Source organism: Massilia niabensis (genome assembly GCF_042655085.1).
Classification (GTDB): domain Bacteria; phylum Pseudomonadota; class Gammaproteobacteria; order Burkholderiales; family Burkholderiaceae_D; genus Telluria; species Telluria niabensis.
On the sequence record NZ_JBHSMU010000014.1, the window covers coordinates 14,586 to 31,924 of the forward strand.

General features: G+C 66.1%; 20 protein-coding genes. 19 read left to right on the plus strand and 1 reads right to left on the minus strand.

Annotated features, from left to right (window positions below):
• The first annotated feature begins 8 nt into the window (after positions 1-8).
• From ccoO to ACFPN5_RS13250, 7 genes are all read left to right on the plus strand, one after another.
• Positions 9-626 (plus strand): cytochrome-c oxidase, cbb3-type subunit II, encoded by a 618-nt coding sequence (gene ccoO, locus ACFPN5_RS13220; RefSeq protein WP_379783951.1) that lies wholly within the window; start codon positions 9-11, stop codon positions 624-626.
• Between the two features lies 1 nt (position 627).
• Entirely contained in the window at positions 628-804 is a 177-nt protein-coding gene (locus ACFPN5_RS13225; protein ID WP_379783953.1) for a cbb3-type cytochrome oxidase subunit 3, read from the plus strand.
• Positions 797-1,735 (plus strand): cytochrome-c oxidase, cbb3-type subunit III, encoded by a 939-nt coding sequence (gene ccoP, locus ACFPN5_RS13230; protein ID WP_379783955.1) that lies wholly within the window; start codon positions 797-799, stop codon positions 1,733-1,735. Before ACFPN5_RS13225 ends, ccoP begins: the two co-directional genes overlap by 8 nt.
• Positions 1,732-3,084, plus strand: coding sequence for a cytochrome c oxidase accessory protein CcoG (ccoG, locus tag ACFPN5_RS13235; RefSeq protein ID WP_379783957.1), 1,353 nt, complete (start codon positions 1,732-1,734; stop codon positions 3,082-3,084). The genes ccoP and ccoG overlap by 4 nt, the downstream gene beginning before the upstream one ends.
• A gap of 31 nt (positions 3,085-3,115) precedes the next feature.
• The gene (locus tag ACFPN5_RS13240) at positions 3,116-3,643 is read left to right on the plus strand and encodes a FixH family protein (RefSeq protein WP_379783959.1); all 528 of its coding nucleotides are present in this window, start codon (positions 3,116-3,118) and stop codon (positions 3,641-3,643) included.
• A 98-nt stretch (positions 3,644-3,741) separates the two neighbouring features.
• Positions 3,742-5,580: a DUF885 domain-containing protein gene (locus ACFPN5_RS13245; protein WP_379783961.1), complete on the plus strand. Its 1,839-nt coding sequence runs from the start codon at positions 3,742-3,744 to the stop codon at positions 5,578-5,580.
• A gap of 105 nt (positions 5,581-5,685) precedes the next feature.
• Positions 5,686-6,114 carry a VOC family protein gene (locus ACFPN5_RS13250; protein WP_379783963.1) on the plus strand — a complete coding sequence of 143 codons (429 nt, stop codon included), beginning with the start codon at positions 5,686-5,688 and terminating at the stop codon, positions 6,112-6,114.
• A gap of 34 nt (positions 6,115-6,148) precedes the next feature.
• On the opposite strand, the gene fnr is transcribed toward ACFPN5_RS13250, so the two are convergent.
• Entirely contained in the window at positions 6,149-6,916 is a 768-nt protein-coding gene (gene fnr, locus ACFPN5_RS13255) for a fumarate/nitrate reduction transcriptional regulator Fnr (protein ID WP_379783965.1), read from the minus strand.
• Between the two features lie 228 nt (positions 6,917-7,144).
• Here fnr and ACFPN5_RS13260 point away from each other — a divergent pair, with 228 nt between their 5' ends.
• From ACFPN5_RS13260 to ACFPN5_RS13315, 12 genes are all read left to right on the plus strand, one after another.
• A complete protein-coding gene (locus ACFPN5_RS13260) occupies positions 7,145-8,599 on the plus strand; it encodes a cytochrome ubiquinol oxidase subunit I (RefSeq protein ID WP_379783967.1) in 1,455 nt (484 codons plus the stop codon).
• 3 nt (positions 8,600-8,602) lie between these two features.
• Positions 8,603-9,610, plus strand: a complete 1,008-nt coding sequence (gene cydB, locus ACFPN5_RS13265) for a cytochrome d ubiquinol oxidase subunit II (RefSeq protein ID WP_379783969.1) — start codon at positions 8,603-8,605, stop codon at positions 9,608-9,610.
• Positions 9,610-9,738 (plus strand): DUF2474 domain-containing protein, encoded by a 129-nt coding sequence (locus ACFPN5_RS13270; protein WP_379783971.1) that lies wholly within the window; start codon positions 9,610-9,612, stop codon positions 9,736-9,738. The genes cydB and ACFPN5_RS13270 overlap by 1 nt, the downstream gene beginning before the upstream one ends.
• An 83-nt stretch (positions 9,739-9,821) precedes the next feature.
• Complete coding sequence (locus ACFPN5_RS13275; protein WP_379784435.1) at positions 9,822-10,529, plus strand: TorD/DmsD family molecular chaperone; 708 nt, start codon at positions 9,822-9,824, stop codon at positions 10,527-10,529.
• Positions 10,522-10,797: a twin-arginine translocation signal domain-containing protein gene (locus tag ACFPN5_RS13280; RefSeq protein WP_379783973.1), complete on the plus strand. Its 276-nt coding sequence runs from the start codon at positions 10,522-10,524 to the stop codon at positions 10,795-10,797. Before ACFPN5_RS13275 ends, ACFPN5_RS13280 begins: the two co-directional genes overlap by 8 nt.
• Positions 10,798-10,816: 19 nt before the next feature.
• Positions 10,817-13,636 carry a molybdopterin-dependent oxidoreductase gene (locus tag ACFPN5_RS13285; protein WP_379783975.1) on the plus strand — a complete coding sequence of 940 codons (2,820 nt, stop codon included), beginning with the start codon at positions 10,817-10,819 and terminating at the stop codon, positions 13,634-13,636.
• 22 nt (positions 13,637-13,658) lie between these two features.
• Entirely contained in the window at positions 13,659-14,342 is a 684-nt protein-coding gene (fdh3B, locus tag ACFPN5_RS13290) for a formate dehydrogenase FDH3 subunit beta (protein WP_379783977.1), read from the plus strand.
• A complete protein-coding gene (locus ACFPN5_RS13295) occupies positions 14,339-14,557 on the plus strand; it encodes a hypothetical protein (protein WP_379783979.1) in 219 nt (72 codons plus the stop codon). Before fdh3B ends, ACFPN5_RS13295 begins: the two co-directional genes overlap by 4 nt.
• A gap of 9 nt (positions 14,558-14,566) precedes the next feature.
• Complete coding sequence (locus tag ACFPN5_RS13300) at positions 14,567-15,658, plus strand: formate dehydrogenase subunit gamma (RefSeq protein ID WP_379783981.1); 1,092 nt, start codon at positions 14,567-14,569, stop codon at positions 15,656-15,658.
• Between the two features lie 8 nt (positions 15,659-15,666).
• Positions 15,667-16,245 carry a hypothetical protein gene (locus ACFPN5_RS13305; RefSeq protein ID WP_379783983.1) on the plus strand — a complete coding sequence of 193 codons (579 nt, stop codon included), beginning with the start codon at positions 15,667-15,669 and terminating at the stop codon, positions 16,243-16,245.
• Positions 16,245-16,895 (plus strand): hypothetical protein, encoded by a 651-nt coding sequence (locus ACFPN5_RS13310; protein ID WP_379783985.1) that lies wholly within the window; start codon positions 16,245-16,247, stop codon positions 16,893-16,895. The genes ACFPN5_RS13305 and ACFPN5_RS13310 overlap by 1 nt, the downstream gene beginning before the upstream one ends.
• On the plus strand, positions 16,895-17,335 hold the full coding sequence (locus tag ACFPN5_RS13315; RefSeq protein WP_379783987.1) for a DUF3305 domain-containing protein: 441 nt from the start codon (positions 16,895-16,897) through the stop codon (positions 17,333-17,335). The genes ACFPN5_RS13310 and ACFPN5_RS13315 overlap by 1 nt, the downstream gene beginning before the upstream one ends.
• The last annotated feature ends 4 nt before the right edge of the window (positions 17,336-17,339 follow it).

Sequence of the window (17,339 nt, forward strand, 5' to 3'; positions counted from 1 at the left end):
TGCTGAACATGAAAAACTTTACCCATGAATGGATCGAGAAGAATCCCTGGCTCCTGATCGGCCTGGTGCTGCTGGTGATTTCCGTTGGCGGCCTGGTCGAGATCGTGCCGCTGTTCTTCCAGAAGTCGACCACCGAGCCGGTGGCGGGCCTGAAACCCTACTCGCCGCTGCGCCTGGCTGGACGCGACATCTATATCCGCGAGGGCTGCTACAACTGCCATTCGCAGATGATCCGCCCGCTGCGCGCCGAGACCGAGCGCTACGGCCACTATTCGGTGGCGGGCGAATTCGTCTACGACCATCCCTTCCAGTGGGGCAGCAAGCGCACCGGTCCCGACCTGGCCCGGGTCGGCGGGCGCTACAGCGACGAGTGGCACCGGAGCCACCTCGACAACCCGCGCGACCTGGTGCCGGAGTCAAACATGCCGGGTTACCCATGGCTGGCCACGACCCGGCTCGATCCAGCGACGATCGTGCCGAAGATGCGCGCCATGCAGCTCTTGAACGTGCCTTACAGCGAGGAAGAGGTGAAGAATGCGCCGGCTGAGCTTGCCAACAAGACCGAGCAGGACGCGTTGATCGCCTACCTGCAAGGCCTGGGAACCCAGATCAAAAAGAGGAACTGACATGTCCATCGACACCTTATTCGACCGCGCCAGCAGCGTGATGACCGTGCTGTCGTTCGCCACCTTCATGGGCATCCTGCTCTGGACCTTCCTCCTGCGCAGGAGCGCCGACTTCGACCGCGCCGCCGCGCTGCCGTTTGCAGACGAAGCTTCCGACGAGGAGAACGGGCATGGCTGATTTCACCAGCGACATCTGGGACTGGTACATCGTCCTGATCACCGTCGCGTCGATTGCCGGCTGCGCCATCCTGCTGTGGTCGCAGTCGAAGCACCGCGTCAAGCTCGGTGCCGACGGCCAGCCGCAGAAAACCACCGGCCATGTCTGGGACGAAGACCTGACCGAACTGAACACGCCGATGCCGCGCTGGTGGATGGCCCTGTTCTACCTGACCATCCTGTTCGCCGTCGCCTACCTGGCGCTGTACCCGGGCCTGGGCAGCCACAAGGGCAAGCTGGGCTGGAACTCGACGGGCGAATACAAGGCCGAACTGAAGAAGGCCGAACAGGACTTCGGGCCGCTGTTCGCACGCTTTGCCGGCCAGGACATCGAGCGCGTGGCCGCCGACCCGCAGGCGCGCGCCATCGGCGAGCGCATGTTCATGAACTACTGCGCCCAATGCCACGGCTCCGACGCGCGCGGCAACAAGGGTTACCCGAACCTGACCGACAAGGACTGGCTGCACGGGGGCGAGCCGGCCACGATCAAGGCCAGCATCATGGCCGGGCGCATCGGCCAGATGCCGCCGATGGGATCGGCGCTGGGCTCGGACAAGGATGTCGAGGCGGTGGCCCATTACGTGCGCAACCTGTCGGGCCTGACCGCCGACCCTATCAAGGTCGTGTTCGGCAAACCGAAGTATGCCGCCTGCGTGGCCTGCCATGGCGCCGCCGGCACCGGCAACCAGGCGCTGGGCGCGCCCAACCTGGCCGACAAGGTCTGGCTCTACGGCGGCAGCCCGGAGACGGTGATGGAGACGATCCGCAAAGGCCGCACCAACACCATGCCGGCCTTTGGCGAGTTCCTCGGCGAAGCCAAGGTGCATGTGCTGGCCGCGTATGTGTGGAGCCTGTCCAACCCGACCGAAGACACCAGGGTGGTCGCAAAATGAGCACCCCCGCGAGCGTGCCGCGCGAAGCGGTCATCAAGATGTATGCCGCGCGCGAGGAGATCTATCCGCGCGAGGCGAAGGGCCGCTATGCAAGCTTGCGCTGGGCCTGCTTGTGGCTCACGCAACTGCTCTTCTACGGCCTGCCATGGATCGGTTTCAACGGCCGCCAGGCGGTACTGTTTGACCTGGGCGCCCGCAAGTTCCACCTGTTTGGCCTGGTGCTGTGGCCGCAGGACTTCATCTATTTCGCGGGGCTCCTGATCGTCTGCGCCTATGGGCTGTTCCTGGTCACCACGGTGGCCGGGCGCGTCTGGTGCGGCTTTGCCTGCCCGCAGACGGTGTACACCGAACTGTTCCTCTGGGTCGAGCGCAGGATCGAAGGCGCGCGCAGCGCGCGCATCCGCCTCGACCGCCAGCCCTGGAATGCCGAGAAGATCTGGAAGAAGACCGCCAAGCACGCGGTCTGGCTGGCGGTCGCGCTGTGGACGAGCTTCACCTTTGTCGGCTATTTCACGCCGGTGCGCTCCCTGACGGCGGAGATCCTGGCGTGGCGCCTCGGCCCGTGGGAGGCGTTCTGGGTGCTGTTCTACGGTTTCGCCACCTACGGCAACGCCGGCTGGATGCGCGAGCAGGTCTGCAAGTACATGTGCCCGTATGCGCGCTTCCAGAGCGCCATGTTCGACAAGGACACGCTGATCGTGACCTATGACGGCGCGCGCGGAGACTGCATCGACTGTACGCTGTGCGTGCAGGTGTGCCCGACCGGGATCGACATCCGGCAGGGCCTGCAGTACGAATGCATTGGCTGCGCTGCCTGCGTCGACGCCTGCAATGGCGTGATGGAGAAGGTGGGCAGGCCGAAGGGCCTGATCCGCTACGCCACCGAGAATGCGCTGGCCAGGGGCTGGGGCACGGACCAGGTCCGGCGCCGCCTGCTGCGCCCGCGCGTGCTGGCCTATGCGGCGGTGCTGGCGCTGGTGGTGGCGGCAATGGCGGCGTCGCTGGCGCTGCGGGTGCCGCTCAAGGTCGACGTCATCCGCGACCGTGGCTCAATGGGGCGCGAAGTGGAAGATGGCCGCATCGAGAACGTCTACCGGCTGCAACTGATGAACACCAGCGAAGCGCCGCGCAGCTACCGCCTCCGCGTGAGCGGGCTGGCGGGCGCGGCGATCGTCGACGCCGATGTGGTCGAGGTCGACGCCGCCAGCACGCGCGCGGTGCCGGTGCGGGTCCGGGTCGAGGGCGGCGCCGGGCAGCCCGGGTCGAACCGGATCGAATTCACCATCACCGCGCAAGACGACCCATCGGTCGCCGTGCGCGAGGAGGCGGCGTTCATCGTGCCGCGATAAGCAAGCAATAAGCAAAGAGCAGGAGAAAACCATGCAAGCCGTTCCCCCCGTTTTTCCCCAGCCGTCGGTGGCGCCCTGGTACCGCCACCGCTGGCCGTGGTTCATCATCCTCGGCCCTCTCTCGGTGATGCTGGCTACCGCCATCACCGTCGGGCTTGCCATACGCCAGCCCGACGCGGTCGTCGTGGACGACTATTACAAGCAGGGCAAGGCGATCAACCAGGACCTGCGGCGCGACCGCGTCGCCACCGGCCTGCAGCTGACATTCAGGGGGCGTTACGATGCGAAGGCCGGCCGGCTCGACGCGCGGCTCGACAGTTTTGGCAGGCCGATGCGCACCCCGCTGCGCATCCACCTTGCGCACCCGACGCAGCCGGGCAAGGACCGCGTACTCGAGGCCCGGCCCGGCCCGGACGGCGCCCTGGCGATTGCCCTGCCGGCGCTCGATATGACGCACTGGCAGGTCGTCGTCGAAGGGGCAGGGCGCGAGTGGCGCCTGGCGCGCCGCTGGAACCCGGCGGCGGCCGGGCTGGAGATCGTGGCCGACCCGGCGCCTTGAGGGGCGCGCACGCCAGCTGTAAAGACTGTCCCTGGCAACTCTTCCATGTTAGATTTCCGTCGCGGCAATCTGCCGGACTAATTACTAGAAGAGACACCATGCCAGCTACCTCCCAGCGCTCCCTGCGCGTCGCCCTTGCTTCCCTGTTCGTCCCCATCGCGCTGGCCGGCGCGCTGCTGCCCGCGAGTGCTGTATTGGCTGCACCCGTGGCCGCCACCGCCGCCGTCAAGCCGAATGCCGCTTTCGATGCCTGGGCCGACAAGTTCGCCAACGACTGGGTGCGCCAGAACCCCCAGTTCGCCAGCGCGACCCAGTATTTCAGCGGCGCCGAACAGGATGCGCTGGACCGCCAGCTGACGCCGCAAACGCCGGCCCAGCGCAAGAAGGCGATCGCATTGGCCAAGCAGGGGCTGGCGCGCCTGGACAAGTGGCTCGCAGGGCCGCTGAGCGAAACCCAGCGCGTGTCGGCGTCGGTCATGCGCTGGTCGCTGTCGAACACGGTCGCCAACGAGCGCTTCGAGGACCATAATTTCGTGTTCTCGCAGTTCAGCGGCGTGCAGGTGGGCCTGGTGAACTTCATGACGCAGACGCACCCGATGCGCCGCGCGTCCGATGTCGACAGCTACCTGGCGCGCCTGGACCAGGTCGCCGCACGCATGGACGAAGCGCTCGCGCGCGGGCGTTCGGCGGCCGATCGCAAATTGATTCCGCCGCGCTTCATCCTCGAGCGCGCCCAGTTCCAGGTCGATACCTTCCTCAAGCCCGCGGCGCCGCAGAACGTGCTGGTCACCTCGCTCGAGCAGCGCACCGCCGGGTTGAAGGACCTGACGCCGGAGGCGCGCACCGCCGCCATCGCCCGCGCGACAAAAATCGTCGAAGACAAGATCCGTCCCGCCTACACCCGCGTGCAGGCCTTCATGGCCGAGCTGCATCCGAAGACGGACGACACGGCCGGCATCTCGCGCCTGCCCGACGGCGCCGCGGCCTATGCGCGCGCGCTCGCCAACTACACCAGCACCACGCTCGGCGCCGAAGAGATCCACGCGATCGGCCTGCGCGAAGTGGCGCGCATCGAAGGCGAGATGGACAAGCACCTGCGCTCGCTCGGCTTTGCCGAGGGCAGCATCGAGGCGCGCATGAAGGCGCTCGACGCGACCTTCCAGCCGAAAGGCGAAGGCGACCCGCGGCCGGCGATCCTGGCGAAGTATGTCGAGATGGTGAAGGATGCCGAACGCCGCAGCGCGCCGCTGTTCAACCTCAAGCCGCGCGCCCCCGTCGAAGTGCTGCGCGAGCCGCCGCTGACCGAAGCCTCGGCGGCAGCCCACTACTCGCTGCCGGCGCCGGACGGCAGCCGCCCGGGCGTGTTCTGGGTGCCGATGCGCGGGCCGACCTTCGACATGATCCGCATGCGCAGCCTGTCCTACCACGAGGCGGTGCCGGGCCACCACTTCCAGCTGGCGATCCAGCAGGAGCTGACCGGCATCCCGAAATACCGTAGCCAGCGCATCTTCAGCGGCGGCAGCGCCCACAGCGAAGGCTGGGCGCTCTACACCGAGCGCCTGGCGGTGGAGCAGGGCTGGTACCAGGGCGACGTGCCGGGCCTGCTCGGCGCGCTCGGCTCCGAACTGTTCCGCGCCCGCCGCCTGGTGGTCGACACCGGCCTGCACATGAAGGGCTGGACGCGCCAGCAAGCGGTCGACTACGGCATCAACGTCCAGGAAGTGGACCGTTACGTCGCCTGGCCGGGCCAGGCCACGGCCTACATGATCGGCATGTTGCGCATCCTCGAACTGCGCGACAAGGCCAAGGCGGAACTGGGCGCGAAGTTTTCGCTGCCGGCTTTCCACGACATGGTCCTCGGTGCCGGTTCCGTGCCGCTCGACGTGCTGGGGCAGCTGGTCGACGGCTGGATCGCGAAGGAAAAGGCGAAGGCGTAAACGCAGGCTGAGCACCTGCGTCCTGCTGCAAGCCGCGGTGGTTGGGTTCCGCCCGACCCGCTAGAATGGGTTTTCGTTGACCACCTCTTTTCCAAGGAGTGAGCTATGGAAACCCAGGAACTCCACCGCGGCCGCTTGATCGACCACATCCAGCTGGTCGTGCGCGACCTGCCCGCATCCCGGGCCTTCTACACAGCCATCTTCGAGGTCCTGCAAGTACCGATCGCGGGAAGCGGCGAGAACTACTTCTGGGCCGACGAACTGTTCGTCTCGACGGCCGACAGCGAGGCCGCGCAAGGCGTGTTGACCGGCCGTCATCACCTGGCCTTCCAGGCCGCCAGCCGCGCGATGGTCGATAATTTCTACAAGGCAGCGCTGGCTGCGGGCGGCAAGGACAATGGCGGCCCGGGGGAGCGTTCCTATCACCCGGGTTATTACGCCGCCTTCGTGATCGACCCCGACGGCAACAATATCGAGGCGGTGTACCACGGCGAGGCGCAGCGCAGTGCAGCGTCGGTGAAGGTCACGTTCTGAAGCGGGTATCTGAAGCAAGTCAGTCCAGGGGGCATCAGCGCATCGGGCTGCACTGGTCGGTGCCGGCTGCGATGGCCTTCAGTTTGACGGGCTCGAGCAGCCGCACTTCGCGCTTGTCGACTTCGATCCAGCCCTGTTTCTTGAAGCGTGACAGCAGCCGGCTGACGCTCTCGATCGTCAGGCCGAGGTAGTTGCCGATGTCCTCGCGCGACATGCGCAGCCCGAAGCTGGTCGGGGAGTAGCCGCGCGCCGCGTAGCGCGCCGACAGGTTTACCAGGAACACCGCAAAGCGTTGCTCGGCGCGCATGTTGCCCAGCAAGAGCATGACGTTCTGCTCGCGCGTGATTTCCTGGCTCATGATGCGGTGAAAGTGGCGCAGCAGGGCCGGCACCTGCCCGAACAGGTCTTCCAGGCGCGCAAACGGGATTTCGCACACTTCGCTGTCTTCCAGGGCCACCGCGTCGCAGTGATGGCGGTCGCCGCTGATGGCGTCCATGCCGAGCAGTTCGCCGGCCATCTGGAAACCCGTGATCTGCTGCTCGCCGGCCGCGTTGACCTGGTAGGTCTTGAAGTGGCCGTAGCGCACCGCGTACAGGCTGCGGAAGGGCTCGCCCATGGCGTACAGGCGTTCGTCGCGCGCAAGGCGCCGGCGGCGGCCGATGATCTGGTCGAGACGGTTGATGTCGGCGTCGTCGAGGCCCATCGGCAGGCAAAGCTGGTGCATGCTGCAGGCGCTGCAGCTGGCCTTGATGGCGCCGAGGCTGATCGGCGCCGCCGCGGGAAGTGGGATGCCTTGGCTCATCTTTAGAGGTTAAATGGTGATCGGTCCGATTATAGTCCGCTCAGCCTTTCACTTTCCTGATTTTTGCGGATACGCTCGTCCGTTTGAGCGCCGCCGATGCGAGGACACAACGCGATTGCAAACTTCAGGCACGCTTCAAGCCGGCTTCGCGTGGCCTGGACCGGCTGCCAACTGTGCGCGCCTTTACCCATGCTAGATTCTGCACACCGCATCCCAGCAGGAGTGCTCATGTTCGGCATATCGGCCCTGGACCTGGCGCGCATCCAGTTCGCGTTCACGATGTCCTTTCACATCCTGTTCCCGGCCGTCACCATCGGCTTGGCCAGTTACCTCGCCGTGCTCGAATTGTCCTGGCTGCGCACGAAGCGCCCGGTCTACGTCGACCTCTACCACTTCTGGCTGAAGATCTTCGCCGTCATGTTCGGCATGGGCGTGGTGTCGGGCATCGTGATGGCCTACCAGATCGGCACCAACTGGAGCTACATGTCCGAGTTCGCCGGCTCGATCATGGGACCGGTGCTGGCCTATGAAGTGCTCACCGCCTTTTTCCTGGAGGCGGGTTTTCTTGGCGTGATGCTGTTCGGCTGGACCCGGGTGGGCCCCGGCCTGCACTTCCTGGCCACTTGCATGGTCGCGGTCGGCACCCTGATTTCCGCCACCTGGATCCTGGCCGCCAACAGCTGGATGCAGACCCCGCAGGGCTATGCCATCGAGGGCGGGCGCATGGTGCCGGCCGACTGGCTGGCGATCGTGTTCAACCCCTCGTTTCCGTACCGGCTGCTGCACATGGTGGTGGCCGCCTATCTCACCACGGCGCTGATCGTCGGCGCGACCGGCGCCTGGCAACTGCTGCGTGGCAGGGACAACCCGGCGGTGCGCAAGATGCTGTCGATGGCGATGTGGATGATCCTGCTTGCCGCGCCCATCCAGGCCGTGATCGGCGACTTCCATGGCCTCAATACGCTCAAGCACCAGCCCGCGAAGCTGGCCGCGATGGAAGGCCACTGGCAGAACGAGCCGGGCGAGGCCGTGCCGCTGCTGCTGTTCGGCATTCCCGACATGGAAGCCGAACAGACGCGCTACGCCGTCGGCATACCGCACCTGGGCAGCCTGATCCTGACGCACACCTGGTCCGGGCAGATTCCGGGCCTGAAGGAATTCGCGCCCGAGGACCGGCCCAATTCGCTGATCGTGTTCTGGAGTTTTCGCCTGATGGTGGGCCTGGGCCTCCTGATGATCGCGCTGGGCGCCTGGAGCCTGCTGTTGCGCCGCCGCGGGCGGATCTTCACGGCGCGGCCCTTCCTGCGCGCGGCGCTCTGGATGGGGCCGGCGGGGCTGGTCGCCATCCTTGCCGGCTGGGTCACGACCGAAGTCGGGCGCCAGCCCTGGGTCGTGTACGGCGTGCTGAGGACGGCCGATGCGGTCTCGCCGCATGGCGCGGCCACCCTGGCACTCTCGCTCGGCCTGTTCGTCATTGCCTATATCTTCGTGTTCGGCGCCGGCACCGCCTATGTGCTGCGCATGATGAGGAAGGGCCCGCAGAAGTTCGAGATGCACCGCGCGACCGAGGGCGGGCCGGGCGAGGGCCGCACGCCGATGCGCCCGATGTCGGCGGCCGATGTCGGCAACGACGACGAGGGCACTGGCGATGGCGGCAGCGGCATGGACCTGAAAGGAGGCTGAGCCATGGGCATCGACACCTCGGTCATCTGGGCCGTCATCATCTACTTTTCCGTGTTCATGTATGTCCTGCTCGACGGCTTCGACCTCGGTATCGGCATGCTGTTCCCCTTCGCCCGGGACAAGCGCGACCGCGACACCATGATGAACACCGTCGCCCCGGTCTGGGACGGCAACGAAACCTGGCTGGTGCTGGGCGGGGAAGGGCTGCTGGCTGCCTTTCCGGTGGCCTATTCGATCATCCTGTCCGGGCTCTACCTGCCGCTGATCTTCATGCTGATCGGGCTCGTGTTCCGCGGCGTGGCCTTCGAGTTCCGCTTCAAGGCCAGGGAAAGCGGGCGCCACCTGTGGGACAAGGCCTTCATCGGCGGCTCGGTGACCGCAAGCTTCTTCCAGGGCGTCTCGCTCGGCGCTTTCCTCGACGGCATCGCCGTGTCGGGCCGCAGCTATGCCGGCGGCCCGCTCGACTGGATCGCGCCCTTCCCGTTGCTGGCAGGGTTCGGCGTGATGATCGCCTATACGCTGCTCGGCAGCACCTGGCTGATCATGAAGACGGAAGGGGACCTGCACCGGCGCATGGTGCAGGTGGCGCGCCCGTTCGCGCTGCTGATGCTCGGCGCCATCGTCGTGGTCAGCATCTGGACGCCGCTGCGCGACCCGCATGTCGCCGACCGCTGGTTCACCTTCCCGAACATCGTGTTCCTGGCGCCGGTGCCGGTGCTGGTACTGCTGTTCATGGCGGTGCTGCTGCGTTCCCTCAAACGCGATCCGCACCGCTGGCCTTTTGTCGCCTCGCTCGCGCTCATCTTCCTCGGCTACTCCGGCATGGCGATCAGCATCTGGCCGCATATCGTGCCGCCCGCGATCACGATCTGGGAGGCGTCCTCGCCCCCAAGCAGCCAGGGCTTCGCGCTGGTCGGCACGCTCTTCATCCTGCCGATCATCCTGATGTACACGGTCTGGTCGTACTGGGTCTTCCGCGGCAAGGTGAAGGCCGATGCGGGGTACCACTGATGAAGGAGAAGCCACTCTGGTTGAGGCGCCTGGGCTGGCTGGTGGCCCTGTGGGCGGGCGGGGTAGCCGCCCTCTGGCTCGTTGCCAGCCTGATCCGGGCAATCATGCATGCGGCAGGCATGCACTAAAAAAGTTCAACCGTGCGCGCATACCAAGGGAAGAGCGAATACACTTTCGATGAAGATTTACTAACGGAGCGCCGCCAGTGTCCATGCAGTCCGCATCAAGCATTTCATCCAACCCGGCGGCCACCGAAGCCGCTCGCTCGGGCGCCGCGGCAGCCGGCACCGGCATCGCTGTAGCGCTGCCATTGAGCGCAGAAGACCAGGCCAGGGCCGACCTCTACGCGCTGGCCGCCCGCCTGCTGCTGGCCCCGCCTGACGCGACGCTGCTCGAGGGCCTGGCCTCTGCCGACCCGATTCACTCCACGGGGGGCGACCACACCCTGGAAGACGCCTGGGAAAAGCTGGTGCTGGCCGCCAGCGTCATGGACGCGGCCGCCGTATCCCAGGAATTCGACCTGCTTTTTGTGAGCAGCGGTACGCCGCCGCTCAATCCATACGGCTCGCTCTACCTGTCCGGCTTCATGAACGACACGCCGCTGGCCGAACTGCGCGCCGACCTGGCGGGCTTCGGCATTGGCCGCGTGCGCGGCGTCTTCGAATCCGAAGACCACCTCGGTGCGCTGTGCGAGACGATGCGCGTCCTGATCGCGGGTGGCCCCGGCATCCGGCGCCAGCCCCTGGACGTCCAGAAAACCTTTTTTGAAGCGCGCATCGGACGCTGGTACGCGCGCTGCCTGGCCGATATGGCCGGTGCCGAGGGCGCCAATTTCTACCGGCTGGTCGCCGCTTTCGCCAGTGCACTGCTGGCGATCGAAGCCGAGGCCTTTGCGGTGGAGGACGGCATCCATGATTAAAACGATGATCCAGCAAAGCGAGGGAAATGCGATGGAACCGAAACACCAGGAGGGTGGAACGCAGGCCGGCAAGCCCGGGGATACCCCGGATCCTTCCCGGCGCAATTTCCTGAGAGCCGCGCCGCTGGGCGCGCTGGCGGTCGTTGCCGGCGGCGCCGAGGCGAAGCCGGAGCTCGCGCCCGTCGAGGCTGCCAAGCCCGAGGTCAAGCGCGGCTACCACGAGACCGACCACATTCGTCGTTACTACCAAACCGCCGCCTACTGGTGAGCGTACCCGGAGACCAGCCATGTCTTTAGTGAAGAGTTCGAACGACAAGGGCGTCAGGCGGCGCAAGTTCCTGGTAGGCGCGGGCGTGGCGGCAGGTGCCGGCGCCCTGGCCCGCAGCTTGCCGCTGAACGTCATCGAGCCCGCCCAGGCGCAGGCGACCGCATCCGAGCCGGTCAAGACCGAGCTGAAACGTTCCGTCTGCACGCACTGCTCGGTCGGCTGCTCGGTCGACGCCATTGTCACCAACGGCGTCTGGACACGTCAGGAAGCGGCCTTCGATTCGCCAATCAACATGGGCGCGCACTGCGCCAAGGGTGCGTCCGTGCGCGAGCACGCCTTTGGTGAACACCGTCTGCGCTACCCGATGAAGCTGGTGAATGGCAAGTACACGCGCATCTCCTGGGACCAGGCGATCAACGAGATCGGCGACAAGCTGCTGCAGCTGCGCCAGCAGGCCGGCCCGGACGCGCTGATGCTCATCGGCAGCTCGAAGCACAACAACGAGCAGGCCTATTTGCTGCGCAAGTTCTCGGCCTTCTGGGGCTCCAACAACTGCGACCACCAGGCGCGCATCTGCCACTCGACGACGGTGGCGGGCGTCGCCCAGACCTTCGGCTACGGCGCCATGACGAACTCGTTCAACGACCTGCATTACAGCAAGGCCGTGATGTTCATTGGTTCGAATCCCGCCGAAGCCCATCCGATCTCGATGCTGCACTTCCTGCACGCCAAGGAACTGGGCGCGAAGATGATCGTGGTCGACCCGCGCTTCACACGCACCGCGCGCTTCGCCCACCATTATGTGCGCGTGCGTCCCGGCACCGACATCCCGCTGGTCTGGGGCATGCTCTGGCACATCTTCAATAACGGCTGGGAAGACAAGGAATACATCGCCGCGCGCACCTACGGCATGGACGACGTGCGCAAGGAAGTGGCCAAGTGGACCCCCGACAAGGTCTCCGACATTACCGGCGTGCCGGAATCGTCGGTGCGCATGGCGGCCGAAATGCTGGCCAAGAACAAGCCGTCGTCGGTGGTCTGGTGCATGGGCATCACCCAGCACCACGTCGGCACTGCCAACGTGCGCGCGCTCGCCATCCTGCAACTGGCGCTGGGCAATATTGGCGTGGCCGGCGGCGGCGCCAACATCTACCGCGGCCACGACAACGTGCAGGGCGCCACCGACGTCGGCCCGAACGGCGACTCGCTGCCTGGCTACTACGGCCTGGCCGAGGGTTCGTGGAAGCACTTCGCGAACGCGTGGGGCGTGGACTACAACTGGATCCTGTCGCGCTTCGGTTCCAAGGAACTGATGGAAAAGCCCGGCATTACCGTGTCGCGCTGGTTCGACGCCGTCAACGAGCAGAACCAGTTCGTCGACCAGCCGAGCAACCTGCGCGCCGTGTTCTACTGGGGCCACGCGCCGAACAGCCAGACACGCCTGACGGACATGAAGGCGGCCATGCAAAAGCTCGACATGCTGGTCGTGGTCGACCCCTATCCGAGCATGACGGCCGCAATGCACGGCCGTACCGACGGCGTCTACCTGCTGCCGGCGGCCTCGCAGTTCGAAACCCAGGGCTCGTGCACCTCGTCGAACCGATCGATCCAGTGGCGCGAGCGGGTCATTGCGCCGCTATTCGAGTGCAAGACCGACCATGAAATCATGTACCTGTTCGCCAAGAAGCTCGGCTTCCATAACGAACTGTGCAAGAACATCAAGGTCGTGATGAATGAACCGGTCATCGAAGACATCCTGCGCGAAATCAACCGTTCCTGCTGGACCATCGGCTACACGGGCTGCTCGCCGGAACGCCTGAAACTCCACATGGAGAACAAGCACACCTTCAACCCGACCACGATGCGCGCCGAATCCGGCCCGTGCAAGGGCGATTACTACGGCTTGCCGTGGCCGTGCTGGGGCACGCCGGAAATGAAGCACCCGGGCACCCCGATCCTGTACGACCTGAGCAAGACGGTGGCCGAGGGCGGCCTGCCGTTCCGCGCCAACTGGGGCGTCGAGCACAACGGCCAGACCCTGCTGGCGGCCGACGGCTCCACCAACAAGGATTCGCAGCTCGATACCGGCTATCCGGAGTTCGACCACGTGTTCCTGAAAAAGCTGGGCTGGTGGGCCGAGCTGACCCCTGCGGAACAAGCCATGGCCGAGGGCAAGAACTGGAAGACCGACCCGTCCGGCGGCATCATCCGCGTGGTGATCGCCCACGGCTGCGCGCCCTTCGGCAATGCGCGCGCCCGCGCCAACGTCTGGAACTTCCCCGACCCGATCCCGACTCACCGCGAGCCGCTTGCCTCGCCGCGGCGCGACCTGGTCGCCAAGTACCCGACCTACGACGACAAGGCGAATTTCCTGCGCCTGCCGACGCTTTACAAGTCGGTGCAGGACATCGACTTCTCGAAGGACTTCCCGATGATCATGACCTCGGGCCGGCTGGTGGAATACGAGGGCGGCGGCGAGGAAACCCGCTCCAACCCGTGGCTGGCCGAGCTGCAACAGAACATGTTCGTCGAGGTCAATCCACAGGACGCGGTGCAGATCGGCGCCACGCTCGGCGACTACGTCTGGGTCGAAACCCCGACCGGCGCGCGCATGAAGATGATGGCGATGGTCACGGAGCGCGTGCCTGTCGGCATGGTGTGGGCGCCATTCCACTTCGGCGGCTGGTGGATGGGCGAGGACCTCGAGAAGCATTACCCGGAAGACGGGGCGCCGACCGTGCGCGGCGAGGCCATCAACACCGGCTGGACCTATGGCTATGACGCCGTCACGATGATGCAGGAAACCAAGGTATCGCTGTGCCGCCTCGTGCGCGCCTGACGGTCCGGAACAGGAGACGATCATGTCCGCAAGGATGAAATTTATCTGCGATACGGAGCGCTGCATCGACTGCAACGGCTGCGTTACCGCATGCAAGAACGAACATGAAACACCGTGGGGCGTGAACCGCCGCCGCGTCGTCACGATCAACGACGGCGTGCCGGGCGAACGCTCGGTGTCGGTAGCCTGCATGCACTGCACCGACGCCCCCTGCCTGGCGGTGTGCCCGACCAACTGCATCTACCACACCGAGGACGGCATCGTCCTGCACAGCAAGGACCAGTGCATCGGCTGCGGCTACTGCCACTACGCCTGCCCGTTCGGCGCGCCGCAGTTCCCCGAGACCGGCATGTTCAACCACCGCGGCAAGATGGACAAGTGCACCTTCTGCGCCGGCGGCCCGGAACCGGATACTTCGGAAGCCGAATTCAAGAAATACGGCCGCAACCGCATCGCCGAAGGCAAGCTGCCGGCCTGCGCCGAGATGTGCGGCACCAAGGCGCTGCTCGGAGGCGACGCCAACCTGATCGCCGACATCTACCGCCAGCGCGTCGAGACGCGCGGCTACGGACCGGAACTGTGGGGCTGGAAGATCGCCTACGGGCCGAACAAGCGTGGTGGCGTGCGCAGGGCGCTGGGCGACCTGCCGCGCGAAAACCAGAAGATTGGTGACAGCCAGAACGATCCAGGAAAGCTGCCAACATGAAACTACTTAAACTGATCGCGGCCTTGCCGCTGGCCCTGGCGCTGTCAGGTTGCCTCGAAGTGGAACAGTATCCGGCCTGGATCAAGGGCCAGTACGCGGGCAAGAAGGATCCGCGCCACTTCCAGACATTGTTCCACAACGACAAGCTCTCCTGGAATGCGGCGATCGTCAACCGCAGCAACCAGCAGAACGAGTACAACCGGGCGAACCCCTAGGAGCCAGCCATGCGAGCCAACCTGATTGCCGTGCGCGCGATTCTGATCCCGATCCTGGCCTTGTTCTGCGCGCTGGTTATGTCCCCAAGCTGGGCAGGCGTGCCGAACCGCGAGGCCAAGCCTGCCTATGCCGAAGAGCAGACCATGCTGCAGATCGAAGGCGACTCGAACGTGCGCGAGCCGGGCCTGACCGACTCGGCCTCGGGCCGGGTCCATGTCGACCGCCACTTCCTCGGCCAGTACGGTACCAACGAGGCGAACGTCATCGTCCAGCGCGGCGGCAATACCTGGCGCCTGCTGCGCAACGGGCCGATCGCCACCATTACCGGCCTCGTCCTGCTGGCCGTGCCCTTCCTGATCTTCGTCTTCTACCGGGCCTTCAGGCCGCCTCCACTGCAGGCCTCAGGCCGGCGCGTCCAGCGCTTTTCCAGCTGGGAGCGCTCGGTGCACTGGGTGACGGCCTACTCGTTCATCGCGCTGGCGATCACCGGCATCATCATCATGTTCGGCAAGGTGATCATGCTGCCGTGGATGGGCCACACGCTGTTTTCCTGGATCGCCATCATCTCGAAGTACGTGCACAACGTGGTCGGGCCGCTGTTCATCGTGTGCTCGATCCTGATGTTCTTCACCTTCCTGCGCCGTAATTTCTTCAACCGGATCGACTGGCAGTGGGTGAAGCAGGGCGGGGGACTGACCTCGCACAAGCACGTACCGGCGGGCTTCTTCAATGCTGGCGAAAAAACCTGGTTCTGGTTCGGCGTCGTGCTGCTGGGCCTGGTGATGTCGGTCACCGGCCTCATCCTCGACTTCGTCAACTTCGGCCAGACCCGCTACGTCATGCAGATGGCGAACTACCTGCACATCGGCGGCGCCACCGTGTACATCGTCATGGCGATGGGCCACATCTACCTCGGCACGGTGGGCTCGCCGGGTTCCTACGAATCGATGCGTCAGGGCACCGTCGACGAAAACTGGGCCAAGGCGCACCACGGGCTCTGGTACGACGAAGTGAAATCAGGAGTGCCGGACGCGACGCCAGGTACCGCGCGTCCTGGACACGTACCGCCCGTCGCACCGCGGCCCGACCCGGCACATTAAGGACCACGATGAAAACATCCTCCTCATTTACCACTCTGACCCATCGCGTTACGATCGGCGCCATTGCCGTCAGCTGCGCCATGCTCGCCGGCTGCGACCGCGGCCATGCCAATGCCAGGGACGGCGTCGAGCAGACCAAGTTCCCGGGCCAGGTGACGGCCGGCGGCCTCACCAGCGGCCAGGTCATGGCGCGCAGCAGCAAGCCTGAAACGAATGCCGCCTACGCGGGCGGCACGCCAGGCATTGCCGGCGGTTCGGGCGGCACCACCGGCGGCGCCGCGCTCGGCGGCACGGTGGCCGAGAGCGGACAGGGGCCCTCGCAGGGCGTGACTACGCCGGCCAGCGCTGGCCAGGCCGGCAACAAGCCGGTGGGAGACTACGGCGGGCCACCGGCCAATGCCCCGGCCGCGGGCGTCACGCCCGTCGGCGCGGGTACCGCGTCGAACCAGGACAAGACGGCGCCCGCCGTTAACCCCACAGGCGCGACAGGTGCGACGGGCGCCGCCGGTCCGGCTGGCACTGCCGGCGCACCCGGCCAGCCCACCAAGCCCGCGGCCGCACCGGGTACACTGACAGGGGACAAATAATGCGTACCCGACGGATTCTTCAATCGCTCGTCCTGGCCGGATTGGCCTCGAGCAGCATGGCGCTTGCCGCCTTGCCCGCGCCAACGGCCGCTGCGCAACAGGCGGCGGCGGCCAAGAAAGCCGCAGCCGACGCCCAGGCCGAGCAGGGCAAGGCGCAGCTGGCCGCAGCCCAGGACGCGCTCAGCGCACGCTGGCGTTCGCGCGCCGCGTCGCAGGGCTGGACCGCGCGCCCACCGGTGGCGATTGCAGCCGCGCCAGCCGCCGCGGGTGTTCCGGCAGCCGGTACACCCGCCGGGAATGCGGCAAATGCCGCTCCCGTCGTACCGGCGTCCGGCGCGGTGCCGGCAGCAGTGCAGACCACCGGCGTAGCCGTCACCGGCACGCCGATGCCGGGCGTGGCGCCACGCGCCACGGGCGTCTCCGCGAATACGATCACCGGCACGCCGGCCGGCGTTTCCGCATCCTCGCCGGGCGGCGGCGCTGCGCCGCGCAGCCCGCAGGCGCTGCAGTCGGCCAACGTGCCGATCAAGAGCGAAAAGCTCGGCACCGCCGCGCCCAGCCTGGATGTCAAGAAGGAGCAGACCAAATCGGTCAAGGCCGGCGCCTCGCCTGGCGTCGACAAGAGCATTGCCAGCGGGGACAAGAAATAATGAAGATGTCGAGCATGCCGATCGCGGTCATCATGCAGCGCCGCAAGGTGGAGCACCGCTGGGCCGATGAGGCCTGGTCCGCGGTCGGCGTCGTGCCCGATCGCGGCAATTTGCCGCCGCTGCAGGTGCTTGGCGAGAGCCCCGAGCGCGATTACTATCTCGTTTCCGGGCTCGAACTCGAACTGTATACCGACGAAAACGAGGGCTATTACGAAAACTGCATGGCGCCGGAATCGAAGGTCTTCGTCCTGTGGCGCATGATCGACGGCCGCGCGATGCCGGTGCGGGCCTCGGTCAGCTATGTCGAGGGCACGCGCATGTTCGATTCCGGCGAAGCGGCCGACGGCGTGGCCATGCCGGCCGACATCTACGCCTGGCTGGCCGGCTACCTGCGCGAGCACTACACGCCGCGTCCGCGCCGCGGCCGCCAGCACGGGTAAGGAA